The sequence below is a fragment of the Mycobacterium sp. GA-1199 genome, assembly GCF_001500045.1.
GTDB lineage: Bacteria > Actinomycetota > Actinomycetes > Mycobacteriales > Mycobacteriaceae > Mycobacterium.
The window spans coordinates 172351-198344 of record NZ_LQIX01000053.1; the positions used below are offsets into that span (position 1 = coordinate 172351).

A 25994-nucleotide genomic window follows, 5' to 3' on the forward strand; every position below is an offset into this window, starting at 1 on the left:
AAGGCGTAGCGTCGACGTCAGGAGGGGTTACCAGCGGGGGCTACGGGTAACCGGTGCGCAATGGAAAGCACAGAGTCGGGGCGACACACCGCGCTTAAGGGTGTCGTGGCGGTCGGCGCGTCTGCCGGTGGGGTGGAGGCGCTCACCCATTTCGTCGGCGGCTTGACGCTCGACCTGCCCTACGGGGTGCTCATCGTCCTGCACATGCCGCCGAACGCGCCGAGCGTCCTGGCGAAGATCCTCGACCGCAGCGGGCCGCTGCCCGCCGGGACCGCCGCCGACGGCGCCGCGATCCAACCCGGGCACATCTACGTCTGTGCACCGGACCGCCATCTGCTGGCCGTCGACGGCCACGTGGTGCTGTCGCGGGGTCCAACGGAGAGCGGCCACCGGCCGGCGATCAACGCGCTGTTCCGTTCGGTCGCACTGAGTTACGGGCCACGCGCCATCGGCGTCTTGCTGTCGGGCGTCCTGGACGACGGCGTGTTGGGGGCGGCCGCCATCCGATCCCGGGGCGGCACCACTGTGGTCCAGACTCCCAGCGACGCGCTCTTCGAGGCGATGCCGCTGAACGCGATCGAAGCCGGCGTCGCCGATCATCGTGCAGCGGCCAGTGATATCGGCGCCGTCTTGACCAAGCTGATCGAACGAGAGATCGAGGTTCAAGAGATGGAACCTGACAAGACCATGGAATTGGAGAATCGGATCGCGATGGGACGCCGATACTCGACGTCGGTCGACTCCGAGGACCTCGGCCCTCATTCGGGCTATACCTGCCCGGACTGCAACGGCTCGTTGATGAGTGTGGAGCACAACAGCTATCGATGCCGAGTAGGGCACGCCTGGACCGCCGATGCGCTGTTGAAGGCCCGCGACGACGAGATCGAGGGCGCCATCTGGGTGGCGTTGCGCAGCCTGCGCGAGAAGGCCAAGATGTCGCGCAGGCTTGCCGACACCGTCGGTCCAGGCACGACCCGACAGCGCTATCTGGAGACCGCCGACGAGGCCGATCGCGCGGCGATAGTGCTCGGCGAACACTTGTCCGCATCGCCGCCCGGAGAATCCGGTGTCGGCTGACCCCACCCCGCTGACCGTCGCCGCCGAGCCGTTGGGCGATGTCACGACGGTGCGGCCGCGCGGCGTGCTGGACAGCCGAACGTATCGGCCGTTGCGCGACACCATCATCAAGACGGCCCTCGAAGAACCGCGGGCCGTCATCGTCGACGTGAGCGATCTCGAGGTGCCCGCGGAATCCGCATTGGCGGTGTTCACCAGCGCCCGGTGGCATGTCGGCCGCTGGCCGGAGGTACCCGTTCTCCTGGTCTGCCAACATCCGGCACTGCGGTCGGCGCTCGCCCGAAACGGCATCACCCGTTATGTGCCGTCCTACGCCAGCATGCAGGCCGCGATGGAGTCGGTGGCCGACGGCAACTCAGTGCAGGTGCGGCGCCGGGCCAGGGCCGAGCTGCCCAGGACGGTGGCCAGCCTGCAACGCGCCCGAGAGTTGGTCGTCGAATGGCTGACGGCATGGTCTGTCCCCGAACTGATTCCGACCACCAAGGTGGTGGCCACCACGCTCGTCGAGAACGTCCTACAGCACACGGACAGTCGGCCCGGTTTGCGGATCGAGTCGAAGGACTCGACCGTGACCGTCGCGGTCAGCGATGTCAGCCAGCACCCGGCGGGACTACGCGAAGACTCCGCGCACAGCCCGACGCCGTCGGGTCTGCGGATCGTGGCAGCGTTGTGTCGCGCCTGGGGGAACGCGCCGAACACGTTGGGCAAGACCGTTTGGGCGGTCATCGGTCCGGAGAACGCCCTCTAGTGAGTATCTTCGGACGTGCGGCTTCAGCGAGCGGACGGATACGGGTTGAGCGAACAAATAGAAGAGGCGTTCGAAGCGCTACTGCGCTATATGCGCGATTCGCGTGGATTCGACTTCACCGGTTATAAGCGCACGTCGCTGATGCGGCGGGTGCAACACCGGATGCGCCAGGCCGGCTTCGAATCCTACGAGGAATACCTCGACCACCTTCAGGCCGGCTCCGATGAGTTCAACGCGCTGTTCAACACGATCCTGATCAACGTCACCGCGTTCTTTCGGGATCCGCCGGCTTGGGATTACCTCTGTGAGGAGGTCATTCCGGCGATGTTGGCCGAACGCGGACCCAACGATCCCATCCGGGTGTGGAGCGCCGGATGCGCTTCGGGCCAGGAGGCCTACACGCTCGCGGTGGTTCTGGCCGACGCCTTGGGCCCGGACGCCTTCCGGCAGCGGGTCAAAATCTACGCAACCGACGTCGACGAGGATGCGCTCGCCGAGGCACGGATCGCGGCGTATGACGACAAGGCCGTCGAGTCCGTGCCCCCGAACGTACTGACGACCTATTTCGAGCGGGTCAACGGCCGGTATGTGTTCCGCAAAGATCTGCGCAGGGCGGTCATCTTCGGCCGCAACGACCTGGTCAAGGACGCGCCGATCTCGCGTGTGGACCTGCTGGTGTGCCGCAACACACTGATGTACCTCAACGCCGAGACACAGCGAAACGTATTGAGCCGCTTGCACTTTGCACTGGCCCCGCAAGGGACGCTGTTTCTCGGTCACGCGGAGATGCTGTTGAGCCACACCGACCGCTTCACTCCGCTCAACCTCAAGCACCGCATCTTCCGCAAGGCGGTCGGGTCGCACAATGGTGTCGAGCGGCAGGAGAACTCGGCGCCCGTCAACGACCGGCAGGGCGACCTACCGGGCCTGGACCCGATCCGTGAACTCGCCTTCCGTGCCGGCCCGGTCGCCCAGATCGTCGTCACCAGCGACGACACCGTCGCCATGATCAATCAGCAGGCGGAGTCCACCTTCGGCTTGTCGGCCCGCGATATCGGCCGGCTCCTGCGCGATCTCGAGGTGTCCTACCGCCCCGTCGAACTGCGCGCCTATCTCGAGCAGGCCAAGGTCGAGCGGCGGTCGGCCCGCATCCAGGACGTGCAATGGCATCGCCCGGGCTCGGATGTGGTGTGGTTCGAGATCCACATCAACCCGCTCGTCGACAGCGACAACGGCCTACGCGGTGTGTCGATCGTCTTCTTCGACGTGACCGCGACCCGCACGCTTCTGGACAAGGTGGTTGAGACCAACCGTCAACTGGAGACGGCATACGAGGAACTGCAGTCGACCAACGAGGAGCTCGAGACCACCAACGAGGAACTGCAGTCGACGGTCGAGGAACTCGAGACCACGAACGAGGAACTGCAGTCCACCAACGAAGAACTCGAGACGATGAACGAGGAGCTGCAGTCCACCAACGACGAGCTGCACACCATCAACGACGAACTGCGCCAGCGCAGCCTGGAGGTCAACGAGACGAAAGCCTTCCTCGATTCGTTGGTCGATTCGATCCACTTCGGCCTCCTCGTCGTGGACCGGGAGATGCGGGTGATGTTGTGGAATCGAGGTTGCGAAGAGCTTTGGGGTCTGCGGGCCGACGAAGCCCAGGGATCGGCGCTCGCGTCGTTGGACATCGGACTGCCCACCGACGACATCAAGCCGTTGATCGGCCAGGCCTTCGTCGATCCCGGCGTCACCACCGAAGCAATCTTGGACGCGGTCACCCGCCGGGGCCGACAGGCCCGCGTGCGCATCGTCTGCAGTGGCTTTCGCGCTCCCGAGGAGACCACCAGCGGGGCGTTGCTGCTGATGGAGGTCGAGGGCTAACGACGCGTGTCTTCCTCCTCCAGCACCTGCTCGTCCTGGGCGGCCTGGTGATGGCGGAGCGCCGCGTCACGGTGGCGTTCGGCGGCGTCCTGATGGAGACCGACCGCTCGGGCGTCGGCACGTAGAGCGGCCTGCTCGTGCGCGGCGGCCGCCCGCAGGTGTGCTTGTTCCGCATCGTCGTGCCGTGCGGCCGCGCAGTGATGCGCCCGGCGCGCACGCTCTAGCGCTTGTTCGGCGCGATGCTGAGCGTGCGCCGCGGACTCCGGGGTGGTGGGAAGCCCACTCCTCAATTCGCTCTGCCGCTGACGCAGCTCATCGGCCCGCGCGCGAGCCAGTTCACCCCGCGCGACGGGATCGAAGGTGTCGTCACCACTCATGGCTCGCTCCGGACGGTCAAGCTCTGCCGCCGAATTTACGCCGTCTGTCGCCCGGGGCGTCCGCGCTCGCTACTAGCCACGCAGTGTGGTGTGGGGGCTCTGCCCGTAGGTCTGGCGGTACAACACCGCGAAGCGTCCGGTGTGGGCGAATCCCCACCGCGCGGCGATCTCGGTCACCGTATCGCTGCTGCGGTCGGCGGCCAGGAGTTGCTGGTGTGCGTAGTGCAGGCGGAGCCGACGCAGGTACTGCAACGGAGTGGTGTCCAGGTGGTGCCGGAACATGTACTGCACCGCCCGCGGCGTGACGTGGATGGCCTCGGCGATGTCGGCGAGAGCGATGTCGTTGGTGGCGTTCGTGTCCATGAACTCCATCGCGCGCCGCAACAACTCCGGCTTGTGGTCGGTGCGGTCGTGCGGTCTGGGCTCGGTCGCCGCCGTGTTCGGGAAAGTCGCCAGCGTCACCGCCGCCAGCAGTCGACTCGCATGGCCGACGACCAACGGCGTAGCGAGGGCCTCGTCGGACAGCACGATGTCCTGGACGTAGCGGACCGTGTTCTTCCACGCCTGGGCCGCGCTCTCGTCGACGGGCGAAAAGGTCTTGAAACGAATCGGCAGCGGCGCCTGTCCCCTGGGAAGACCGGTAGCCACACCCGCGACGACCGCGGGATCCATGAAGACCGCTGTGACGCGCGCATCCTCTGAATGGGCCCGGTACGGGAGGTGGGGCTGGGTCAGCATCCCAACCTCGCCGGTCGTGACCTCGGATCGCGTCCCCTCGCAGGCGCTGGCCACCCGACCGCCCGTAGGCCAGATGGCGGCCACCTGATTGAGCGGATCGGGGCGGACCTCGATCTGGCCTGCGACAAAGATTTCGTCGAGCATCAGCGGACCCACCCGTACGCGGGAATGTGTGAGAAGCGGCCCTTCCCGGCGAGGTGATGGTTTGCGGGTAAGCCTCAACTTCACGCCGTAGGCGTCTTCGAGGTACTCGTCCGCGTCGGCGAGATCACTGATCTCCGCCTGTGTGCGTTCAAGCCGGTGCGCTTCGAAAGCTGCAGTGCTGATCGGGGTCACCTCATCGAGGCGAGGCGTGGCGAAGCTGTCATCTCAGCCCCAGTGCCGAGAGCATACCCAGTCGAAGGGTCCCGAACACGAAAGCTGAGCCGTTTTCGGCGCATGCGCTGCGCGGTCTTACCCAACAACTAGAAAAACCTTCCCCGAAAGCCGTGGGACCTGGCTTTCGGGCGATTACGCGTCCCGGTTTCGCCCGCGACGATGGATGCGTCCCTCTGAGCTGAAGGAAGACGATGACCGCGACGACCGGCACCGACCGACCCTACGAAACCGTCCGGCTGCGCCCCGGCGACCTGCCGGTGCGACGACGGCCCCCGACCACCCGCACCGACGCCGTGACGACGCGCCTGCGTGCGACCAGGCCGGCGACGACGCCCCTCCCGAAGGCCACCAGCGCCTTCGACGGCAAGACGGTGCGGTTGCGCCCGATCGACCTGCCGGTCGTCGGGAAGGTGGCCAACACGGTGCGGCAGCGCTACCTGGACCTGAGCTCGGTCAAGAAGCCGCCGACCAAGTGGGATGTCGCGCGTCTTCTGCTGGTGATGCTGCTGGCCTCGATGCCGATCCTGGGCATCTCGGTCGACGTGTTCGGCCTGGTGCCGCAGAACGTCACGTCGGTGGTCCTGATAACGCTGTGCGCAGTGCTGGGCGCGCTCATCGCGTTCGTCCCGCACCGAATCGACATGATCGTGGGCCGCGGGCTGATCGCAGGCATGGTGGCCTGCATCGTCTATGACGCGGCGCGGCTGTTCGCGGTGCACGTGCTGGGCCTGATGGGCGACTTCATTCCGGTGATGGGGTCGTTCGTCACCGGTGAGCCGGACACCGCGGGCAGCGCGGCGGTCGGTTACGTGTGGCGCTACATCGGCGACGGTGGCGGTCTGGGTGTGGCGTTCTTCGTCGTCGCGTTCGCGCTGGGCATCGACCGGTGGCGCAACGTCTACGCGGTGCTGGCATCGGTCGCCTTCGCGGTGTTCCCAACGTGGGCCGGGCTGATGGCGACGGTCGCACTGGCCCCCCGCGGCGAGGAGATGATGTTCCCGCTGAACATCGCGACCGTGACGATCACCCTGGTTGGACACCTGATCTTCGGGCTGGTGCTGGGGTTGGCCTTCCTCAAGGCGCCGCGTGGACGCGACCGCAGCGAATGGCCCTGGCCGCCGTTGTCCGAATCGGCCCCGGCCAAACGGGTCATCCGCGCCTACAAGAAGTTCACCAATCGGCCGTGAGCGTTCGTCGACCAGGGACCTCCTATCTGGGCCAGAATTGCTTCGATAGGAGGTCCCATGTCGTCGCACCTGGAAATCTCGAGACCGTCGGGGCGGGAGCTGGTTCCACTCAACGGTGAGCGGGTGACCCTCGGGAAGGCCTCCACCAACGCGGTGTCACTGGAGCACGACGAGACCGTCTCGCGGTTGCACGCCGTCCTGGAGAACTTGGGGTTCGCCTGGTCGATAAGGGATCTCGGCAGCCGCAACGGCACCTACCTCAATGGCGAACGGATCACCGCGGAGCGTGTCCTGCGCTCCGGCGACGAAGTGCGGCTGGGCAAATCACGGCTGATCTTCTGGGAGGTCAGGGACAGCGGGGACGGCAAGCTCGACGAGGAGACGGTCGCCGCCCAGGGCGTCGAGCCCCCGCCACGCCTGACCCGGCGCGAACTCGACGTGCTCGTCGTGCTGTGCCGGCCACTGGTCTCCGACGACCCGTTCCCCGAACCCGCATCGGTCCGCCGGATGGCCGGTGAGTTGTTCGTCACCGAGGCCGCGGTCAAACAGCATCTGCAGAACCTCTACGACAAGTTCGCCGTCCCCGCCGAGGGCGACCGCAGGGTCCGGCTGGCCAACGAGGCGCTGCGGCGCGGCGCCGTCACGCTTGCACAACTTCGCGCTATGTGAACTCGAGGACCTCCACGTTCGCGACCGGTCCTTCGTGGGTCGGCCGGTCGGCGCCACCGATGCAATACACCGCCGAACCGACCGCGGCCACCACCTGGCCGTGCACCGGAGTTCCGATGGGCGCCGCCGTCGTCCACTTTCCGTTGGCGATGTCATACATCTCGACCGTCGGCAGCACGCGCGTGGGCTCCTCGCCACCCACCGCGACGATCCGGCCGTCGATGTAGGCGGCGCCGTAGCTGCCGCGCGGAGTCGGCATGTCCGGCAACGCTTTCCATTCTCCGGACGAGGGATCGAACCGTTCGAACGCGGCGGTGTTCTCGTCGGCGCTCAATGACCGACCGCCCACGGCGTAAACGTAACTGCCATCCGAGACCGCCGCCAGATGTTCCCGCGGCGTGGGCATGTCGGCGCCCTGCGTCCAGGACTCGCCGTCGAACACCTCTGTCGGCACGACGAGCTGTTTGTCGCTTTGGCCGCCGACCACGACGAGCTTGTCGCCGACGACGGCCGCCGCCGCTCCCGCCCGGCCGTGTTGCAGAGCCGGCAGTTCGGTCCACTTGCCATCACGCAGGGCGAATACTTTGTCCGAGGGTTCTCCGATGTTGTCGGTGGCGCCACCGAGGACGACGACCTCCCCCTTGTATGTGGCAGCCGTCGCATGGTGCAGCGGGATCGGCAACGACGGCTGAGGCTGCCAATTTTGCGTCTGCGGATCGAAGCTCTCGACGGTGTCGAGGGTTTCGCCTTCGCGAATACCGCCGGCGATCCAGATCTTGTCGTCGAGCACCGTCCAGGCCATCATCAACCGAGCGGTCGGCGCATCCGGCAGGACCCGCCACTCGGCAGCGGGTTGCGGTTGGCGCGCGGGCAGTTTCAACGTTTCGGCCGACGCGGTGATCTTGTCGTCACCGGCGCCCGTCGACCCACCGATGGCGTACACGCGATTGCCCACCGCGGCCACCGCCATACCGTGGCGAGCGGTCCCCATGTCGGGCAGGCCGGACCACGTCGTCGTCGACAGATCGAACGCGAGCACGCTCTTCAACACCTGCCCTCCGGAAGTGCCGCCGACCACCACCAACCGTTCGTCGGTGGCCGCGACGCCGAAATCGCTTCTCGGTTCGGGAAGTTCGGGCAGGCTCGACCAGCTGTCGGCGGCCGGGTCGTACGCCTCGACGGTCGCCACGTCGGTGGTCCCGGTCGTGCCACCGATCGCGTACACCAGCTTGTCGTCGGATGCCGCACTCAACATCTGACGCGGGGTCCGGATCGGGGCGCCGAGCCGCCAGGAGGTGCCGTCGAAGACCTCCGTGGTGTTGAGCAGCTTGCCTGCGGCGTCCACGCCGCCGATGACAACGATCCGGTCACCGATCACCGCGGCGGTCCCGGCCGCGCGGGGCTGCAACAGTGGCGGCAGTTCGGTCCAGCGACTGTTGACCACCCGCCACACCCGATCGGTCGCGACCTTGGCGTCGTTTCCTTCGGTACGCCACCCGCCGAGTACGACCGGGTTCTCCCGCCAGGTCACCGCCATCGCATGCTGCACGGGGACGGGCAGATCCTCGCCGCTCTTCCAGCTGTCGATGGCGGGGTCGTAACCCTCGTGTCTGCCGCTGACGCGACCATCGGCGCCCAGGCCGCCGAAAACCCAGATGGTGCCGTCGGCCTGGGTGGCGGCCACCGCGTCGCGGGCGACGCGCGCGTCGGCGATCGGCCGCCAGGCCGGTTGCGCTTCAGCGGCCGGTTGCGCGGGGGCAGCGGTCTGGCCGCCATCGGAGTCCCGCGTCGAGGCGATCACGAGGACACCGCTGGCCACGAGCAGCAGCACCGCCACCACCGCACCCGAGACGAGCAGGACCCGTTTCCGATTCCGCGTCTTCGGTGGGGCGGACCCCGGCGGATCGGGTCGCACCCCCGGCGGCACTTGCCAGGGCAGGCTCGACTGGCTGATCGACGCGGTGTGCGCGAACATCCCCGGCTCGGGCGCGGGCCCCGCGGGTTCGCCCGACGTGTCGGGTTTTCGCGGTGGGGCCGACGGGACCGGCTGCGGTTGAGCGGAAACGGACGGTTCGGCGAGCTCGGAGATCGGCACCGCCTGCGTACCTTCCGGTTGCTGGGGTGGAGCGCTCGGCTCGCTGAGAGCCATCACGTCCGCCGTCAATCCGTTGTGTCGCTGCGCCAACTGCAGCTCGTGACCGAAGTCCGCCGCGGACGCGTAGCGGTCGGCGGGTTCGCGGGCCATCGCCTTCTCGACCACGGCACACACGTCCGCGGGAATGCCCTGGGGACGCAGATCCGGGATGGGAGTCGAGGTGATGCGCAGGTAGTGGGCGATCAAATCCTCGTCGGTCTTGCGCTCGTGCGGCGGCTTGCCCGCGATGAGCGCGTAGATGGAGGCGCCGAGCGAGTACACGTCGGCCTCGACGGTCGGCGGGTTTCCCTCCAGCACCTCCGGCGCGGTGTAGGACAGCGTTCCGGTGAAAAACCCGGTCACCGTCTTGTATCCACCCGCGATCCGGGCGGTTCCGAAGTCGCTCAGCTGTGGTTCGCCGTAATCGTTGAAGAGCACATTGGCGGGTTTGATGTCGCGGTGCAGGGTGCCGGTCCGATGCGCGGTTTCCAGTGCGCCACAGAGTTTCACGCCGATCCGTAGCGCCTCGGGCCACCCGATGCGGCCCTCGCGACGCAGTCGCTCCGCAAGGGACCCCTCACGGTGGTAGGGCATCACGATGAAGGGCCGGTTGCTCTCGGTGACACCGACCTGCAGGATGTTGACGATGTTCGGATGCCCGGAAAGCGCACCCATCGCGTAGCCCTCGCGCAGGAACCGTTCCCGGTCGTCGTCGTCGAGATCGGATGCGAGCACCTTGATCGCGACGCTCCGCGCCAATGACTGTTGATAGCAGCGGTAGACGACGCCCCCGCCACCCCGGCCGATCTCGACGGCGTCGGTGAAACCGGCGGCCGCTAATTCAGTCGCTATTCCCCCGGCCATGTGCCACCGCCCTCCGGTGAACTGCGGATCGTTCGCCCTCAAAGTACCGAGCAAGCACGCATTCGAAGGGTGATTCCGCAGTTCTGAAAGGAATGCCCGTACTGGGAGGTATGGCCGGCAAAGAGGCAGCGCGTTGCGACGGATGCCGCCGCCGGGTTCGGTGCCGCCGCTGACCGGCGGAAGTCATACTTCAACGGTGACATCGATCGCCGTCACCGTCGATGAAATCGTGGTCGCCGATTCGGCGGACGCCTGGACTCGAGCCGGTTTCACGGTCGATGAGGATGCCACCTGTCGAGTGGACGGCGTGCGCATCCGGTTGGTCGGCTCCGACGGGGGCAGCGGCATCGTGGGATGGTCACTACGCGGATTGCCCTCGGATAAGGTGCTTTCCGAGGTCGACGGCATCCCGACAACGGTGTCGAAAGCCGCTTCTGCGACGGGGGCCACGCACGCGAACGGGGTCACCGCAATCGACCACATCGTGGTGCTCTCCCCCGATGTGGACCGCACCGTTCAGGTCCTCGCCGCAGTGGAGGTCGCACCACGTCGCGAACGCGACGGTGAACTCGGCGGCAGGCCGATCCGCCAGATCTTCTTCCGGTTCGGCGAAGTGATCGTCGAGGTCGTCGGCTCACCCGGAACCACGAGCCAAGCACCGTCAACGCTGTGGGGGATCACCTACGTCGTCGCCGACATCGACGCGACCGCGGCGTTCTTCGGTGACCGCACCGGGCCGGTCAAGGACGCGGTGCAGCCCGGACGCCGCATCACCACGCTGCGGCATCAGGAGTTGGGGATGTCGGTCCGGACGGCGATGATGTCGGCCCCCGCGCGTCGCTGAGCCGACGTCTCGGGCTCGATGCTTATCCTCGTCGGGTGAGCCAGGACCCAGTCGTCATTCACACCGACGGCGGCTGCCGGCCCAATCCGGGTCCCGGCGGCTGGGGTGCCGTGCTGCGTCAGCGTTCGCACGTGCGGGAGATGTGCGGTGGCGAGGCGCAGACGAGCAACAACCGGATGGAGCTGACTGCGCCGATCATGGCGTTGGAGGCATTGACGCGGCCCGTTGTGGTGCACCTGTACACCGACAGCACCTATGTCCGTAACGGCATCACCAAGTGGGTGCTCGGCTGGGAGCGCAACGGCTGGCTGACGGCCGCGAAGCAGCCGGTGAAGAACGTCGACCTGTGGCAGCGGCTCCAATTGGCCTGTGCGGGACACCAAGTCGAGTGGTTCTGGGTCAAGGGACACTCGGGCGTGGCCGACAACGAGCTGGCCGACCGGTTGGCGACGCGGGGAATGCTCCAAGCGGTCGAAGCCAGGACTATGCTGGCCTGACTACTCCCACACGACCTCGCGGGGTTCCTTGTCGGGTCGTAGCCCGCGCCAACTCGGTTGGCGCAGGCGGTTATCCGAGGTGCGTTCGCTGTAGCGCACCTCGCCGACCAGTTCTGGTCGCACGAACGTCACACCTTTCGCGTCCTGGCGCGGCAGCCGTTCGTTGAACGGACTCTCTTTGGTCTCGAGCGGTTTGAGGGTCTGCTTCAGTTCGGCCAACGCCTTGTCCGTGAATCCCGTGCCGACGCGACCCACGAACTGGAGCCCGCCGTCTGCCGGAATCCCAAGCATCAGCGAGCCGATGCCGCTCGAGCGTCCGCCTTCACCCTGCCGCCAGCCGCCGATCACGACTTCCTGCGTGTTCCATACTTTGTCCTTGATCCAGGCCTTCGACCGCCGGCCGGGCTGGTAGGCCGAGTCGAGCCTCTTGGCGACCACACCCTCCCACCGCTTCTTACGGGCGTACTCCATCGCCTCGGGGCCGTCGCCGGGCAACTGGTCGGGCACGATCAATCCGCCGCCGTCGGCCAGTGCCTCGAGCAGCTTGCGCCGGTCGGAGTACTTGGCGCGCAACAATGACCGACCGTCGAGGTGCAGGATGTCGAACGCCCAGAACTCCACACGGGTGGAGCGGGCGCGGTTCTGCATCTCCGAAAAGCTGGGCACACCGGACTCGTCGAGTGCGACGGCCTCGCCGTCGAGGATGACATGGTGGTCGGCGAGATCGGCTGCCACCGCCTCGAATTGGGGAAATTCACCGGTGACGTCGCGGCCACGCCGGGAGCGGACCGTGAGCCTGCCCCGGTCCGCGTCGACGATCACGCGATAGCCGTCCCATTTGCCCTCGAACGCCCACTGGCTCGCCTTGAGCTTCGCGACCGAGCCCTCGGTCGATAGCATCGGCGCGAGATCTCCTGCCTGCGGGTGCTTCTGATCCTTCATGCGATGCGCGAGCCAGTTCTTGCCGTCGGTCTGGATCAGCGCATAGCGGCCGTCGATCTTCTTACCGCGCAGGTTGATGATGACCTCGCCGCCGTCTTTCGAACTGTCGGGTGGCACGTCGTTGAACTTCTCAGCCTCGTAGGTGCCGGTGTCCCAGATGATCATCTTGCCGCCGCCATACTCCCCTTTGGGAATCTCGCCGTGGAAAGTCAGGTACTCCAGCGGGTGATCCTCGGTGTGGACGGCGAGGTGGTTGACGGACGGGGTGTCGGGCAGGTTCTTGGGCACCGCCCAGCTCACGAGGACGCCGTCGCGTTCGAGCCTCAGGTCGTAGTGCAGTCTGCGGGCGTGGTGTTCCTGGATGACGAACTTGTCGTTGTTTCCGGTCTTCGGCGGTTTGTTCGGCACCGGCTCAGGGGTTTTCGACGCGTCGCGCATGCTGCGATAGGTGGTCAGCCGGTCCGGTACGGGCACCGCCTCGTCGAGCGGTGCCAACAGGTCCCCCATCTCCTGCACCCGGTCGAGCACCTCGTCGAAGTTCAGGTGTCGCAGCTTGGGGTCCTCGATCTCGTCCCAGGTGCGCGGTGCGGCAACCGTCGGATGTGCGCGTCCGCGAAGCGAATACGGCGCGATCGTGGTCTTGGCCCCGTTGTTCTGGCTCCAGTCGACGAAGACCTTGCCGGTGCGCACGCTCTTGGTCATCGTCGCGGTCACGCGTTTGGGCATCGTCTTCTCGAGCTGTTGTGCGACCCGTCGCGCGAGCACGGATGCGCCCTGCGAGCTGATCGGCTCCTCGAGCGGGACGTACAGGTGCAAGCCTTTGCTGCCGCTGGTGAGTGGGAACGTGGTCAACCCGATGTCGGTGATGAGACCGCGGACCTCGTGGGCGACCTCGCAGAGCTGGCGGAAAGAGACCCCCTCGCCGGGGTCGAGGTCGAAGACGATGCGGGTCGCCGGTCCGGGCGTCGGTGGGCCGTCGTCCGTGGAGACGAACCGCCACTGCGGGACGTGCACTTCGAGTGCGGCCTGCTGCGCGATCCACGCCAGGCCCTCGGCGGTGTTGATCAGCGGATAGGTCGTCGTCCCCGAGCGGTGGGTGACCGACGCGCGCTCCAGCCAGTCCGGTGCCGACGAGGCGAGTTGTTTCTCGAAGAACGACGGTTCCTCGACGCCGTTGGGCCAGCGCTTGCGGGTCACGGCGCGGCCCGCGATGTGGGGGATCATGGCCTCGGCGATGCCGACGTAGTAGTCGAACACTTGACCTTTTGTGACGGCCTTCGGCCGATCGCCCGTCGCCGGGTACAGCACCTTGTCCGGGTTCGTCAGCTTCACCCGGCCGAATCGATCCACAGTGTGAACGTATACCCGCTGCTACGTTGAACCCGTGGCGAGAATCTCCTCGGCGGTGCTGGTCGCGGCGGCAAGTCTGCAAGCGGCGCTGATCGCGGCCGCCGCCCTGCTGGCGGCACCGCAGGCCGCGGCGGATCCGCAGGATCTCGTGCCCTACTGCTCGGGCGACCAGACGCCGATGGACAACAACTGCCGCCCGCCGGCGCACCAGGAGTTCACCCACTCGCCCAGTGGACTCGACCCGAATCTGGCCGACGGCCTGGACCCGGGGAATCCACAAGTCGTGGGGTGACGGTTCATCCGCGAGGTCGAGCAGTCGCGGCGCCGCTGCATCAGGCCGCATCGGGTTCCGGCCCGTGTGTCTCGCCGCTGGCCGAAGCCGAACTCGGGTCCTCAGCGTCGACTTCCGGCACTTCGGGGTCTCCGTCCGGTGGACGGTGTAGTCGTTCCGGACGGTGGAAATCGTTGACACGGGCTTGTCCGGTGTCGAGGTGCGGGGGCGGTATCCATTCGACATCGTTGGTGTCGTTGACCCGGGTGGTCCAGCCGTCGGGGCCGACCATGCGGTTGTCGGGCCCACACGCCAAGCCGAGTTCGTCGACGTTGGTTTGCCCGTCGTTGCCCCAGTCGCAGGCGGCGTGATGAACCTGGCACCCGTACGCGGACACGGTGCACCCCGGCTTCGTACAGCCGCCGTCGCGGGCGATGAGCACGATTCGCTGGGCCGGCGACGCCACGCGGCGGGCACGGAACAAGTCCAGCGCCGATCCGGTGGCCTTGTCGAACACCGCCAGGTAGTGGTTGGCGTGGGTGCCCATGCGGATGACGTCGGCGATGGGGATGACCGTGCCGCCACCGGTGACGCCAATGCCCGCAAGGCTCTCGAGTTCTCCCAAGGTGGTGCGGACGATGACCGAAGTCGGCAACCCGTTGTGCTGACCCAATTCACCGCTTTCCAGCACGCTGCGCCCGATCGCGATCAACGCATCGTGCTGACGTTGAGCCAGACTACGGTGGTCCTTGTCGATCTGCTCTTGTGTCGGTGTACCGGAGACACAGGGATTCTCGTCGTCGGGGTTGCACATGCCCGGCGCGGCCCACTTGGCGAAGACGGCCTCGAATATCGCCCATGCTTCAGGAGTCAGCGTGGCCCTCACCGGGATCATCTTGTCGGGACCCTGCGGCCCCTTCCACAATCCGCGACGCCGTGCACGCTCCCTGTCGTCGGGTTCGGGGCCGTCCTGGTCGAGCAGGAACAGGATGCGGTCAGCGTTGTCCTTCAATACCTTTGGGCCAACGCCGACGGCGCAGCGGGCCAGGTCGACTTCGATCTGCGCGCGGGTGAGGGAATCGACCGCCGCCGGAATGCGGCCCATCGCCTCGCGCACGACCTTGACGTGTTCACGGTTGATGAACCCGTGCGCCTGGGCGACCGCCGTCGCTGGCAGTACCGGCTCGAGTGGTTCTCCGGTCAGTGTGCGCCGTGGCGCCAACAATGCCGCCTCATCGAGTCGGCGGCGCGCCTCACTGGCAGAGATACGCCACCGGATGGACAGAACGTCGCACCACGACTTGGCGCCCATCTCCTTGGCGGTCTTCTCGACCTGCAAGCGCGCCAGCAGGCGGTGGCTCTGCGCGGGCATCTGGCAGGTGAGGGTTTCGAGCTCGTCGAGCACGCCGACCAAATCCGTCGCCGAGAGCGTGTCGATGGGCAGCGCGGCCAGTTCGTCGAACGCGGCGCGCAGCGTGGCGACCGCTGCTTGCACCACTTCGGAACTCATATAATCGAACATATGAGCGAACTCTAAGGACTTGGCGACGTATCTCCGAAGAATTCTCTAAGAAGCTTCGCCGATTACTTTAAAGTGTTGTCACACAAGAGGTTCAGCCTTCCTCGAGCTTCCAACAACGGCTCTGCCGGCCCGCGTTCGGATGACGCGCGAGGCATCGATCCCGGAGGACACGCCATGAGGGCCCTGGTGATCGGCGAGGCCTTGATCGACATCGTCGAGCAAGGCGGACGCATCACGGGTGAACACGTCGGCGGGAGCCCGCTCAACGTGGCGGTCGGACTGGCCCGCCTGGGCCGCGGCGTCGACTTCCTGACCCATATCGCCGACGACGAGCGCGGACAGCGCATCGCCGACTATGTCGAAGATGCTGGGGTGCAACTGGTTACGGGAAGTACGAATGCAGCGCGAACCCCGACGGCGTTGGCCACGCTCGACGAGCAGGGCTCGGCACAGTACGAGTTCGCCATCGAGTGGCAACTGACCGGCACGCCCGAGGTCGGGCCGCCGCTGGTGGTGCACACCGGTTCGATCGCCGCGGTGCTCGAACCCGGATGCCGTGCCACCGCCGCACTGGTCGACACCTACCACCCCTCGGCCACCGTGACGTTCGATCCGAATGTGCGGCCGGCGCTGATCGAGGACGCCGACGCGGCGCGCGCCCGCATCGACCGGCTCATCGAGCGCTGCGACGTGGTGAAGGCCAGCGATGAGGACATGCGGTGGCTCGATCCCGGCCGGCCGCCCGAACAGATCGCACAGACGTGGTTGTCGCTGGGCCCGTCGATCGTCGTGGTGACGATGGGCGGGCAGGGGTCGTTCGCGCTGTGTGCGCAGGGTCTGGTGCGGGTGCCGGCGTTCGAGGTGGACGTCGTCGACACCGTGGGCGCGGGCGATGCGTACATGAGCGGTCTGATCGACGCGCTGTGGACGCTGGGGCTGCTGGGCGCCCAGCGGCGTCGTGACCTGGCGCGGATCGGCACGGCCGACCTGACGACCGCCATCCGCACCGCCGCGATGTCGTCGGCGCTGACGGTCGCCCGCGCCGGCGCCGACCTTCCCGATCGCCGTAGCCGCGATGCGGCCCTGGAATCGGCCATACTGGGTTGATGCGTTCCATATGGAAGGGTTCGATCGCGTTCGGCCTGGTGAACGTCCCGGTCAAGGTCTACAGCGCGCAGCAGGACCACGATGTGAAGTTCCACCAGGTGCACGCGAAGGACAACGGGCGCATCCGGTACAAACGCGTCTGCGAGATCGACGGTGAGGAAGTCGAGTATCGCGACATCGCCCGGGCCTACGAATCCGACGACGGCCAGACGGTGATCATCACCGACGAGGACATCGCCACGTTGCCTGAGGAACGCAGCCGCGAGATCGAGGTGCTGGAATTCGTCCCGGCCGCCGACATCGATCCGATGATGTACGACCGCAGCTACTTCCTCGAGCCGGAGGGCAAGTCGTCGAAGTCGTATGTGTTGCTGACCAAGACGCTCAAGGAGACCGACCGGGTCGCGATCGTGCACTTCGCGTTGCGTAACAAGACGCGGCTCGCAGCGTTGCGTGTTCAGGACTTCAGTAAGCGCGACGTCATGGTGATCCAGACACTGCTGTGGCCCGACGAGATCCGCGATCCCGACTTCCCGGTGCTGGACAAGGAAGTCGACATCAAACCCGCCGAGCTGAAGGTGGCCACCCAGGTCGTCGACTCGATGACCGACGACTTCAACCCCGACCGCTACCACGACGACTACCAGGAGCAGTTGCGGGAGCTGATCGCGGCGAAACTCGAAGGCGGCGAAGCGTTCACCACCGAAGAGCAGCCGCAGGAACTCGACGAGACCGAGGACGTCTCCGATCTACTGGCCAAGCTGGAAGCCAGTGTGAAGGCGCGACGCGAGGGTCGCGGCGGCTCAAAGAGTTCCGACGACGATAAGCCGGCCAAGAAGGCGCCCGCGAAGAAGAGCGCCGCCAAGAAGACCGCCGCGAAGAAGACACCCGCCAAAAAGGCCGCGAAGAAATCGACCGCCAAGAAGTCTCCCGCGAAGAAGTCCGCCGCCAAGAAATAGCCAGTCGCCGCCAGCCGCTCGGCGCCGTCGCCCTTGATTCTCGCGAGACGTACAACAGGGTCGTGCTAACCGGTCGAAGTACCACCCTGTTGTACGTCTCGCGAAAAGTAGAACGTGTTTCAGAAACCCCTCACGCGGGGCGCCTCGCCCTGTTACGGTTCGCCCGGCGAGGGAAGGATTCGAAACGTGATTCTCGACAGATTTCGGCTCGACGATCAGGTCGCTGTGGTCACCGGCGCCGGTCGCGGCCTGGGTGCCGCGATGGCGCTCGCATTCGCCGAAGCCGGTGCGGACGTGGTGATCGCGTCACGCACACAGTCCCAACTCGAAGAGGTCGCCGAGCAGATCAAGGGCGTCGGCCGCAGGGCGCACGTTGTGGTCGCCGACCTGGCCCACCCCGCCGACACCGCCACATTGGCCGGCGCCGCGATAGAAGCGTTCGGCAAACTAGACATCGTCGTCAACAACGTCGGCGGCACCATGCCCAACGCGCTACTGAACACCTCCACCAAGGACCTGCGCGATGCGTTCACCTTCAACGTGACCACCGCGCACGCGCTCACCACCGCAGCGGTTCCGCTGATGCTCGAGCACTCCGGCGGCGGCTCCATCATCAACATCACCTCGACGATGGGCCGACTGGCCGGCCGGGGTTTCGCCGCCTACGGAACGGCCAAGGCCGCGCTGGCCCACTACACCCGGCTGGCCGCACTCGACCTGTGCCCGCGTATCCGGGTCAACGCGATCGCGCCGGGGTCCATCCTCACGTCGGCGCTCGACATCGTGGCCTCCAACGACGAGCTGCGTAAGCCGATGGAGCAGGCCACCCCGATGCGCCGGCTCGGCGATCCGCAGGACATCGCCGCCGCCGCGGTCTACCTGGCCTCGCCCGCGGGCAGCTACCTGACCGGTAAGACGCTGGAGGTCGACGGCGGTCTGACGGTGCCCAATCTCGACATGCCCATCCCGGATCTGTGAGAGGACTTCCATGACGATCAAGGTGGCTGCGGTAGGCACCGGCAACGTCGGCAGGCACGCGCTGACACAACTCATCAACGATCCGCAGTACGAGCTCACCGCCGTCTGGGTGTCGTCGGAGGCCAAGGCCGGCAAGGACGCGGGTGAGCTTGCGGGCCTTGGTGTTTCGACGGGCATCACCGCCACGACGGACCTCGACGCGGTTATGGCGACCAACCCCGAGTGCGCGGTCTACACCGCGATGGCCGACAACCGACTGCCCGAGGCGCTCGAGGACTACCGACGCATCCTGGCTGCCGGCGTCAACGTCGTCGGCAGCAGCGCGGTTTTCCTGCAGTACCCGTGGGAGGTGCTGCCCTCCGAACTCGTCAAGCCGATCGAGGAAGCCACGCAGACGGGCGGATCGAGCGTCTTTGTCAATGGCATCGACCCCGGCTTCGCCAACGACCTGCTTCCGCTCGCGCTCGCCGGAACCTGTCAGAGCATCGAGCAGATCCGGTGCATGGAGATCATCAACTACGACACCTACGACAGCGCGACGGTGATGTTCGACGTGATGGGCTTCGGTAAGCCGCTCGACGAGATCCCGATGCTGTTGCAGCCCGGCGTCCTGAGCCTGGCCTGGGGGTCGGTGGTGAGGCAGCTGGCCGCGGGACTTGGCATCGAACTCGACAAGGTGTCCGAAACCTATGTGCGCGAACCGGCTCCCGAGGATTTCGACATCGCCTCCGGCCACATCGCCAAGGGCACCGCGGCGGCGCTGCGCTTCGAAGTTCAGGGCATCAAAGACGGCAGAGTCGCCGTCGTGCTCGAACACGTCACCCGGCTACGCGACGACCTGCACCCGGACTGGCCGCAACCCGCCCAGGAAGGTGGCTCGTACCGCATCGAGATCACCGGCGAACCGTCGTACACGGTCGACCTGTGCTTGAGCAGCCCCAACGGGGACCACAACCATGCCGGACTCGTGGCGACGGCCGCCCGCGTCGTCAACGCGATCCCCGCGGTCGTGGCAGCGCCGCCGGGTATCCGCACCACTCTGGACTTGCCGCTGATCACCGGAAAAGGGCTGTACGCTGTGCGTTGAAGCCGGGGGTCGATCAGAATCGAGGACGTGCCTATGCGGACCACACTTCGTTATCTCGCACCGGTGATCGCTGCCGGCGGCTTCGCCGCCGCGCTCGCGGCCGCCTCCCCCGCCGCCGCCGAACCGGCGCCGAACCCGAACCCGACCCTGCCGCAGTGCGTCGACACCGGCGGTGCGCAAGCCATCGGCGGATCCACCACCGAGTGCGTGACGCCAGGTAACGTCTCCATCAACGCGACGCCCGCCGAGCAGGAGTACGTCGGCCCTTGGGGCAGCATGTGGGAGGGCGACGGCTTCTTCTTCCCGTGATCGTTCGGGATTGACTCACAACGTTTTTCGCAGCGCTCGCTATTTGCGTGACCGCTGACCAGAAGTGCCGCTGGCCGAGGAGGCCGATCATGAAGGCCCGATTTCGTTATCTCACAGCGACTCTCGCGGCAGGCGTCATCGGTGTGCTGACACTAGTCGCACCCGTCGCCGGCGCCGCGCCGCAGTGCACCAACATCGCACCCAACACCACCCAGTGCCAGACCAACGGAAGCTCGCAGATCGTCACGTCACCGTCAGTGCAGACCAGCCCGTACTGGGGATGGCCATGGGGCGGCGGCCTCATCATCGGGCTCGGCGACGGGCACAAGTAGCCCCACCCACCACCGACGCCCAGGGTTTCGGCTACCCTAACTTTTCTATTCGAAACTCCGGATAGAGAGGGGCGGGGTGGGCCAGGGCACCGAGGTGAAGGCGCGCGGCAACTGGCTGCTGCTCGGACCGGCCTTCGTGGCGGCCATCGCCTACGTCGACCCCGGCAACGTCGCCGCCAACGTCAGCGCCGGCGCCCAGTTCGGCTTCCTGCTGATCTGGGTGATCGTGGCGGCCAACGCGATGGCCTGCATCGTGCAGTACCTCTCGGCCAAACTCGGCCTGGTGACCGGCATGTCGCTGCCGGAGGCGGTCGGTGGCCGGATGCGCCGCAGCACCCGACTGACCTACTGGGTGCAGGCCGAATTGGTCGCGATGGCAACCGATCTCGCCGAGGTCGTGGGTGGTGCGATCGCGCTTTACCTGCTGTTCGACCTCCCGCTGCTCACCGGCGGCATCATCACCGGTGTCGTCTCACTGGTGTTGCTGATGGTCAAGGACCGCCACGGCCAGAACTCGTTCGAACGTGTCATCACCGGACTGCTGGCGGTCATCGCGGTCGGTTTCCTCGCCAGCCTGTTCGTCGCTCCTCCTCCGCTCGACGAGGCGGCGACGGGGCTGGTGCCGAGATTCGCGGGCACCGAGAGCGTGCTGATCGCGGCGGCGATGCTGGGCGCGACCGTGATGCCGCACGCCGTGTATCTGCATTCGGGGCTGGCACGGGACCGGCACGGCCACCCCGAACCCGGGCCGATGCGGCGGATGCTGCTGCGGGTCACGCGCTGGGACGTCGGAATCGCGATGGTGATCGCCGGCGCGGTCAACCTGTCGATGGTGTTGGTCGCCGCGACAAACCTGCGGGGTCAGGACAACACCGATTCGATCGAGGGCGCACACGCCGCGGTCGGACAGACCCTGGGGCCGACGATCGCGCTGCTGTTCGCGATCGGCCTGTTGGCCTCGGGTTTGGCGTCGTCGTCGGTGGGCGCGTACGCCGGCGCGATGATCATGCAGGGCCTGCTGCACCGCTCCGTTCCGCTGGTGCTGCGCCGCCTCATCACGCTGTTGCCCGCGCTGGCGGTGTTGGCGATCGGCCTGGATCCCAGCCGGGCGCTGGTGTTGTCGCAGGTAGTGCTGTCGTTCGGGATACCGTTCGCGCTGATCCCGCTCGTGCGGCTGACCAGCGACCGGGCCCTGATGGGCGCCGACGTCAACCACCGGGTGACGACGGCTGTCGGGTGGGTCATCGCCGGCCTGATTACTCTCTTGAACGTGGTGTTGATCTACCTGACGCTGACGGGTTGATGCGTCGGCCCCATGTCGTTTCCGGGGCGAGGCTGCAGCACGCCTACTTCGCCTACGGCTCGAACCTCAACGTCGCGCAGATGGCGTTGCGGTGTCCCGACGCGGCCCATCCGCGGCCGGCGATGTTGACCGACCACGACTGGCTGATCAACGAGCGCGGCGTCGCCACGGTCGAACCGTTCCACGGCTCCGAAGTGCACGGCGTGCTGTGGCAGCTCAACGACCGCGATCTGGCGGTGCTCGACAGCGCCGAAGGCGTTCCGGTGCGTTACCGCCGTGACCGGCTCACCGTGCACACCGAGGACGGCCCCGCCGAGGCGTGGGTGTACATCGACCATCGCGTCGAACCCGGTCCGCCGCGACCGGGCTACCTCGAGCGCATCATCGACGGCGCCCTGCACCACGGCCTGCCACCCCGCTGGGTCGATTTCCTCAAACGGTGGGATCCGGCGCACTGGCCCGGCCGCTCTGGCCAATCGGATATCCCTGCCCCGCAGTCGCTTTCAGAGCTCCTGGCGCAGCCGGGAATCGTCGAGGACCGCATCCTGCGGTCCCGCTTCGGTTTTCTGGCCATCCACGGTGGAGGCCTCGAGCAGATGACCGATGTGATCGCCGAACGTGCCGCCGACGCGGCGGGCGCCTCGCTGTATACGGTGCGCCATCCCGACCACTGTCCGCACCATCTGCCCTCGGCGCTGTACCTGGCGCGGGAGTCCGAGCGCCTCGCGGAGTTCCTCGAGCACGTCGACGTCGCCGTGTCACTGCACGGGTACGGCCGCATCGGTCGCAGCACACAGCTGCTCGCGGGCGGGCGCAACCGCGCACTGGCCGAGCATCTCGCCAACCAAGTCGAAGTGCCCGGCTATCAGGTCATCACCGATCTCGACGCAATCCCGCGGGAACTGCGCGGGCTGCACCCCGACAATCCCGTCAACCGCGTACGCGGAGGTGGCGCGCAACTCGAGTTGACGCCGAGGGTGCGCGGCATCAGCCCGCGCAGCCAGCTACCCGGTGACGACGGCCTGACCCCGGCGACATCCGCGCTGATCCAGGGGCTCGTCGCCACCGCACATTCCTGGGAACTCCGCTCGGCCTGAGCACCCATCCGTCTCGCGTGTGGCTCCGAATACCGCTATGTGGATGGTTCGTACCTGTACCGCACCCGGACGGCGCACCTGCGTCGTGCGCCGGTGTACCACCATTTCGAGCATCACGGATACAGCTGGCTGGTCGACGTCGACCGGCTTCCCAGAGTGCCGTGGTGGCTGCGTCCCTTCGCGCGCTTCGACGCCCGCGACCACCTCGACGGTGCGCCCGGCGACTCGCTGCGGCAGCGCATCGACGCGTTCCTGTGGGACCGCGGCGTCGACCTGGGCGGCGGGCGGGTCACCGCGCTGCTGCAGGCCCGGGTGGCCGGTTACGCGTTCAACCCGGTGACGCTGTACTGGTGCCACGACTCGGCGGGCGTCGTGCGCCACATCGTCATGGAGATGCACAACCGCCGCGGTGAACGGCATGCGTACCTGCTGCCGCCGAGCCCCGACGGGACATCGATGGCACCGAAGAGGCTGCGGGTGTCGCCGTTCAACGGCACCGACGGCCACTACCTGGTGCGCGCGCCGCACCCCGACGACGAGGTGAACGTGACCGTATCCCTGCACCGCGGCAACGGCCCGGCGTTCATCGCCACCGTGCGTGGCACCCGCAGGCGCGCCGGCGTCGCCGAGGTGCTGCTGATGCAGGCGAAGGCCCCGCTCGCGCCGCTGATGACCGCGCTGGAGTACCGCCTCCAGCACCTCACGTTGTGGCTGCGGCGGGTGCCCGTGGTGCGTGATACCGAAGCGGTCGACGAAACTGTCGCTCCGACAGAGGCTTTCGCCGGCACGATGGCCAGATCGCGATATTCATGACGGTGTCCACGCGGGTGGCTAGGCTACCGCTGGTGACCACGGACCTCGACGAGCTGCTTCGCCAGGTTGCCGAGGAGGACGTCGAGGCCTTCGCCACCTTCTACGATCGCACCCGTGCGCGGGTGTACGGCCTGGTGACCCGGGTGCTGCGCGATCCCGGGTACAGCGAGGAGACGACGCAGGAGGTCTACCTGCAGGTGTGGCGCACCGCGGGAAGTTACGACCCCTCGGCGGGTTCTCCGCTGGCATGGCTGATGACACTCGCACACCGCCGCGCGGTGGACCGGGTGCGGTCCGAGCAGGCGGCCACGCAGCGGGAGGACCGCTACGGCGCGACCACCGTCGAAGCGCCCGCCGATCACGTCGTCGACTCGGTGATCACCCGCGACGAGCGCCGCCAGGTCGCCAACTGCCTGGGATCGCTCACGGACGTCCAGCGCGAGTGCATCCAGCTGGCCTACTACGACGGGCTGACCTACGCCCAGGTCTCCGAACGACTGTCGGCGAATCTCGCCACGATCAAATCGCGGATGCGCGACGGCCTCCGCGGTCTCCGTAAGTGCTTGGGGATGGCATGACCGAGCCCATGGATTCCGACCTCGGCGCCCTCGCGGCGCCCTACGCCCTGGACGCGATCTCCGACTCCGAACGCGAGGAGGTCGACCGGCGCCTCGCGGCCGCTCCGCCCGCCGTCGCGCAGGCGTTCGCCGAGGAGGTGCGCAACGTCCGCGAGGCCATGGCGGTGGTGTCGGCGGCCACCGCGGCCGAACCGCCCCCGCAGCTGCGCGAGCGCCTGCTGGCCGAGGTCGGTGGCGAGCGGGTCGAGCCGGTACACCAGTTGCGGCCGCGGCCGACGCGCTGGCAGAAGACCGCGTTGGCCGCTGCCGCCGTGGTCGTGGTCGGCGCCGGCGCCCTGGGCGTCGGTCTCGCGCTGCGGCCGGCGGACACACCCTCGACCGCCGAGCAGGTGTTCGCCGCGCCCGATGTGCGCACCGTTTCGAGGGAGATTCCGGGCGGCGGCACCGCGACCGTGGTGTTCTCCCGCGAGAAGGACGCCGGGGTGCTGGTGATGAACAACGTCAGCCCGCCGCAACCCGGCACCGTCTACCAGATGTGGCTCGTCGACGCCGACGGCCCGCATCCCGCGGGCACCATGGATGCGCAGGCCGTGGCCCCGTCGACCACCGCCGTGCTGCCCGACCTCGGCGACTCGAGCACGCTGGCCTTCACCATCGAACCGCCGGGAGGTTCGGCGGAACCGACCAGCGAACCGTTCGCCAAGCTACCTCTGGCCTAGGTTCCCGCCATCGTCGCCTCGGCCGCCTCCGCCACGACGTCGCGCACGTCGCGGCGGCGCTGCCAGGCCCGCCGTTGCCGGATGGCGCCGTTGCCCTGTTCGGTGACGCGGCGCAACTCGTCGGACACCAGGTCGTAGTCACCGACGGCTTCGAGCGCGGGCCGCACGTGCGCGACGAGCCGGTCCAGCAACTCGCGGGCGGGCACACGCTGATGGCTTTCCAGCAAGTCGACCGCATCGCCGTTGAGGCCGTCACGCGCGGACTTCCAGTAGGCGGCCTTGAGCGCATGCGCGGCGAGCGGTGGCGTCGGCTCGCCACGCCGCTCGTCCTCCAATGCCGTCATCACCGCGGCCCGGGTCAACGCGGCCAGCAGGACGGTCTCGGCCGCCGTCGCGGGCACGTCGGCGACGCGCACCTCGATGGTCGGGAAGTTCTTCGACGGGCGCACGTCCCAATAGACCATGCCGTCGTCGCGCATCGCGCCGGCCTGCTGCAGCATCGTCACGACGGCGTCGTACTCGTCGACGGAGTCGAAGTGCGGAGGTGGGCCCGCACTGGGCCACCGCGCCCACAGCACGCTGCGCCAGCTGGCGTAGCCGGTGTCGGAGTTGCGGTAGATCGCCGAGTTCGCGCTCAACGCCAGCAGGGTGGGCAGCCATGGTCGCAGGCGGTTGCTGACACGGATGGCGGCTTCGCGGCTGGGCACCGCCACGTGCACGTGGCAGCCGCAGATCCCCTGTTCGTGAGCGATCATGCCGAACTTCTCGCCGATCTCCCGGTACCGCGGGGTGTCGGTGATCGGAAACTCCCGCGGAAGCGTGGGCGGCAGCCCGACCGCCAACAGCCGTGCGCCCGCGGCGTCTGCGGCCTCGGCGGAGAGCCGGCGCAGCCGCAGCAGTTGGTCGCGCAGTTCGCGGGTCGAGCCGACCACCTCGCTGGTGGTCTCGATCTGGCACGTGGTCAGTTCGAGTTGCAGTTTCACGCCACGGCCGGCGGCCTCGCGGGCGACGGCCTCGTTGAGCGCGACCGGTTCCCCGCTCGTGGGGTCAACGAGCAGGAACTCTTCTTCGACGCCGATCGTGGGATGCGTGGCCATGGGCAGAAATATTGATCCGGCCCGTCGGATGGTTCACGACGGGCCGGATCGGGGCAACAAGTCCTTCGGCTAGTGGGACTCCGGGAGGTCGGAGTCGGCGTGAGATTTATTGCCCCGAGCGTGGGTGCGC

General features: G+C 67.3%; 25 protein-coding genes. 19 read left to right on the forward strand and 6 right to left on the reverse strand.

All coding sequences use genetic code 11. From position 1 onward, the window contains the following. Positions 1-60 precede the first annotated feature (60 nt). The 3 genes from AU198_RS21780 to AU198_RS21790 all read left to right on the forward strand — a co-directional run bounded on the left by AU198_RS21780 (position 61) and on the right by AU198_RS21790 (position 3712). Positions 61-1077 carry a chemotaxis protein CheB gene (locus AU198_RS21780; protein ID WP_064350633.1) on the forward strand — a complete coding sequence of 339 codons (1017 nt, stop codon included), beginning with the start codon at positions 61-63 and terminating at the stop codon, positions 1075-1077. Continuing rightward, complete coding sequence (locus AU198_RS21785; RefSeq protein WP_064350634.1) at positions 1067-1825, forward strand: STAS domain-containing protein; 759 nt, start codon at positions 1067-1069, stop codon at positions 1823-1825. The genes AU198_RS21780 and AU198_RS21785 overlap by 11 nt, the downstream gene beginning before the upstream one ends. A gap of 90 nt (positions 1826-1915) precedes the next feature. Further along, the gene (locus AU198_RS21790) at positions 1916-3712 is read left to right on the forward strand and encodes a CheR family methyltransferase (protein WP_064350732.1); all 1797 of its coding nucleotides are present in this window, start codon (positions 1916-1918) and stop codon (positions 3710-3712) included. Here AU198_RS21790 and AU198_RS21795 read toward each other — a convergent pair. Then, complete coding sequence (locus AU198_RS21795) at positions 3709-4089, reverse strand: hypothetical protein (protein ID WP_064350635.1); 381 nt, start codon at positions 4087-4089, stop codon at positions 3709-3711. The two genes, AU198_RS21790 and AU198_RS21795, sit on opposite strands and share 4 nt — an antisense overlap. A 72-nt stretch (positions 4090-4161) precedes the next feature. Then, positions 4162-5163: a helix-turn-helix transcriptional regulator gene (locus AU198_RS21800; protein WP_082691150.1), complete on the reverse strand. Its 1002-nt coding sequence runs from the start codon at positions 5161-5163 to the stop codon at positions 4162-4164. A 233-nt stretch (positions 5164-5396) separates the two neighbouring features. Here AU198_RS21800 and AU198_RS21805 point away from each other — a divergent pair, with 233 nt between their 5' ends. Next, positions 5397-6392, forward strand: a complete 996-nt coding sequence (locus AU198_RS21805; RefSeq protein WP_064350636.1) for a hypothetical protein — start codon at positions 5397-5399, stop codon at positions 6390-6392. Between the two features lie 57 nt (positions 6393-6449). After that, entirely contained in the window at positions 6450-7061 is a 612-nt protein-coding gene (locus AU198_RS21810; protein WP_064350637.1) for an FHA domain-containing protein, read from the forward strand. Here the strand turns inward: AU198_RS21810 and AU198_RS21815 are convergent. Further along, complete coding sequence (locus AU198_RS21815) at positions 7054-10059, reverse strand: serine/threonine-protein kinase (RefSeq protein ID WP_064350734.1); 3006 nt, start codon at positions 10057-10059, stop codon at positions 7054-7056. The two genes, AU198_RS21810 and AU198_RS21815, sit on opposite strands and share 8 nt — an antisense overlap. A 205-nt stretch (positions 10060-10264) precedes the next feature. On the opposite strand from AU198_RS21815, the gene AU198_RS21820 reads away from it, so the two are divergent. Continuing rightward, on the forward strand, positions 10265-10903 hold the full coding sequence (locus AU198_RS21820; protein ID WP_064350735.1) for a VOC family protein: 639 nt from the start codon (positions 10265-10267) through the stop codon (positions 10901-10903). Positions 10904-10938: 35 nt separating this feature from the next. Beyond that, the gene (rnhA, locus tag AU198_RS21825; RefSeq protein ID WP_064350638.1) at positions 10939-11400 is read left to right on the forward strand and encodes a ribonuclease HI; all 462 of its coding nucleotides are present in this window, start codon (positions 10939-10941) and stop codon (positions 11398-11400) included. On the opposite strand, the gene AU198_RS21830 is transcribed toward rnhA, so the two are convergent. Then, a complete protein-coding gene (locus AU198_RS21830) occupies positions 11401-13692 on the reverse strand; it encodes an ATP-dependent DNA ligase (protein ID WP_064350639.1) in 2292 nt (763 codons plus the stop codon). 34 nt (positions 13693-13726) lie between these two features. Here AU198_RS21830 and AU198_RS21835 point away from each other — a divergent pair, with 34 nt between their 5' ends. Continuing rightward, positions 13727-13984: a hypothetical protein gene (locus tag AU198_RS21835; protein ID WP_353612097.1), complete on the forward strand. Its 258-nt coding sequence runs from the start codon at positions 13727-13729 to the stop codon at positions 13982-13984. Positions 13985-14024: 40 nt separating this feature from the next. Here AU198_RS21835 and AU198_RS21840 read toward each other — a convergent pair whose 3' ends face one another. Further along, on the reverse strand, positions 14025-15473 hold the full coding sequence (locus tag AU198_RS21840; RefSeq protein WP_502689315.1) for an HNH endonuclease signature motif containing protein: 1449 nt from the start codon (positions 15471-15473) through the stop codon (positions 14025-14027). A 186-nt stretch (positions 15474-15659) separates the two neighbouring features. Here AU198_RS21840 and AU198_RS21845 point away from each other — a divergent pair, with 186 nt between their 5' ends. From AU198_RS21845 to AU198_RS21895, 11 genes are all read left to right on the forward strand, one after another. Then, a complete protein-coding gene (locus AU198_RS21845; RefSeq protein ID WP_064350641.1) occupies positions 15660-16592 on the forward strand; it encodes a carbohydrate kinase family protein in 933 nt (310 codons plus the stop codon). Further along, a complete protein-coding gene (gene ku / locus AU198_RS21850) occupies positions 16592-17551 on the forward strand; it encodes a non-homologous end joining protein Ku (protein WP_064350642.1) in 960 nt (319 codons plus the stop codon). The genes AU198_RS21845 and ku overlap by 1 nt, the downstream gene beginning before the upstream one ends. Positions 17552-17737: 186 nt before the next feature. After that, positions 17738-18529 (forward strand): SDR family oxidoreductase, encoded by a 792-nt coding sequence (locus tag AU198_RS21855; protein ID WP_064350643.1) that lies wholly within the window; start codon positions 17738-17740, stop codon positions 18527-18529. A 10-nt stretch (positions 18530-18539) separates the two neighbouring features. Further along, positions 18540-19616 carry an NAD(P)H-dependent amine dehydrogenase family protein gene (locus tag AU198_RS21860; protein ID WP_064350644.1) on the forward strand — a complete coding sequence of 359 codons (1077 nt, stop codon included), beginning with the start codon at positions 18540-18542 and terminating at the stop codon, positions 19614-19616. Positions 19617-19649: 33 nt separating this feature from the next. After that, entirely contained in the window at positions 19650-19925 is a 276-nt protein-coding gene (locus tag AU198_RS21865; protein WP_064350645.1) for a hypothetical protein, read from the forward strand. An 89-nt stretch (positions 19926-20014) separates the two neighbouring features. Continuing rightward, the gene (locus AU198_RS21870; protein WP_064350646.1) at positions 20015-20257 is read left to right on the forward strand and encodes a hypothetical protein; all 243 of its coding nucleotides are present in this window, start codon (positions 20015-20017) and stop codon (positions 20255-20257) included. 76 nt (positions 20258-20333) lie between these two features. After that, the gene (locus tag AU198_RS21875; RefSeq protein ID WP_064350647.1) at positions 20334-21560 is read left to right on the forward strand and encodes an Nramp family divalent metal transporter; all 1227 of its coding nucleotides are present in this window, start codon (positions 20334-20336) and stop codon (positions 21558-21560) included. Next, on the forward strand, positions 21560-22657 hold the full coding sequence (locus tag AU198_RS21880) for a poly-gamma-glutamate hydrolase family protein (protein WP_064350648.1): 1098 nt from the start codon (positions 21560-21562) through the stop codon (positions 22655-22657). The genes AU198_RS21875 and AU198_RS21880 overlap by 1 nt, the downstream gene beginning before the upstream one ends. A gap of 39 nt (positions 22658-22696) precedes the next feature. Next, a complete protein-coding gene (locus tag AU198_RS21885) occupies positions 22697-23470 on the forward strand; it encodes a DUF1365 domain-containing protein (protein ID WP_064350649.1) in 774 nt (257 codons plus the stop codon). Further along, entirely contained in the window at positions 23467-24048 is a 582-nt protein-coding gene (locus tag AU198_RS21890; protein WP_064350650.1) for a sigma-70 family RNA polymerase sigma factor, read from the forward strand. Before AU198_RS21885 ends, AU198_RS21890 begins: the two co-directional genes overlap by 4 nt. After that, positions 24045-24767 (forward strand): anti-sigma factor, encoded by a 723-nt coding sequence (locus tag AU198_RS21895; protein ID WP_064350651.1) that lies wholly within the window; start codon positions 24045-24047, stop codon positions 24765-24767. Before AU198_RS21890 ends, AU198_RS21895 begins: the two co-directional genes overlap by 4 nt. Here the strand turns inward: AU198_RS21895 and AU198_RS21900 are convergent. After that, a complete protein-coding gene (locus tag AU198_RS21900; protein WP_064350652.1) occupies positions 24764-25864 on the reverse strand; it encodes a glutamate--cysteine ligase 2 in 1101 nt (366 codons plus the stop codon). The two genes, AU198_RS21895 and AU198_RS21900, sit on opposite strands and share 4 nt — an antisense overlap. Between the last annotated feature and the right edge of the window lie 130 nt (positions 25865-25994).

What these genes read in the sequence shown, in the direction of transcription:
- AU198_RS21780 (WP_064350633.1), top strand. Translation starts at nt 61, where the DNA reads ATGGAAAGCACAGAGTCGGGGCGACACACCGCGCTTAAGGGTGTCGTG.
- AU198_RS21790 (WP_064350732.1), top strand. Translation starts at nt 1,916, where the DNA reads ATGCGCGATTCGCGTGGATTCGACTTCACCGGTTATAAGCGCACGTCG.
- AU198_RS21795 (WP_064350635.1), bottom strand. Translation starts at nt 4,089, where the DNA reads ATGAGTGGTGACGACACCTTCGATCCCGTCGCGCGGGGTGAACTGGCT.
- AU198_RS21805 (WP_064350636.1), top strand. Translation starts at nt 5,397, where the DNA reads ATGACCGCGACGACCGGCACCGACCGACCCTACGAAACCGTCCGGCTG.
- AU198_RS21810 (WP_064350637.1), top strand. Translation starts at nt 6,450, where the DNA reads ATGTCGTCGCACCTGGAAATCTCGAGACCGTCGGGGCGGGAGCTGGTT.
- AU198_RS21815 (WP_064350734.1), bottom strand. Translation starts at nt 10,059, where the DNA reads ATGGCCGGGGGAATAGCGACTGAATTAGCGGCCGCCGGTTTCACCGAC.
- AU198_RS21840 (WP_502689315.1), bottom strand. Translation starts at nt 15,473, where the DNA reads ATGAGTTCCGAAGTGGTGCAAGCAGCGGTCGCCACGCTGCGCGCCGCG.
- AU198_RS21845 (WP_064350641.1), top strand. Translation starts at nt 15,660, where the DNA reads ATGAGGGCCCTGGTGATCGGCGAGGCCTTGATCGACATCGTCGAGCAA.
- ku (WP_064350642.1), top strand. Translation starts at nt 16,592, where the DNA reads ATGCGTTCCATATGGAAGGGTTCGATCGCGTTCGGCCTGGTGAACGTC.
- AU198_RS21860 (WP_064350644.1), top strand. Translation starts at nt 18,540, where the DNA reads ATGACGATCAAGGTGGCTGCGGTAGGCACCGGCAACGTCGGCAGGCAC.
- AU198_RS21865 (WP_064350645.1), top strand. Translation starts at nt 19,650, where the DNA reads ATGCGGACCACACTTCGTTATCTCGCACCGGTGATCGCTGCCGGCGGC.
- AU198_RS21870 (WP_064350646.1), top strand. Translation starts at nt 20,015, where the DNA reads ATGAAGGCCCGATTTCGTTATCTCACAGCGACTCTCGCGGCAGGCGTC.
- AU198_RS21880 (WP_064350648.1), top strand. Translation starts at nt 21,560, where the DNA reads ATGCGTCGGCCCCATGTCGTTTCCGGGGCGAGGCTGCAGCACGCCTAC.
- AU198_RS21890 (WP_064350650.1), top strand. Translation starts at nt 23,467, where the DNA reads ATGACGGTGTCCACGCGGGTGGCTAGGCTACCGCTGGTGACCACGGAC.
- AU198_RS21895 (WP_064350651.1), top strand. Translation starts at nt 24,045, where the DNA reads ATGACCGAGCCCATGGATTCCGACCTCGGCGCCCTCGCGGCGCCCTAC.
- AU198_RS21900 (WP_064350652.1), bottom strand. Translation starts at nt 25,864, where the DNA reads ATGGCCACGCATCCCACGATCGGCGTCGAAGAAGAGTTCCTGCTCGTT.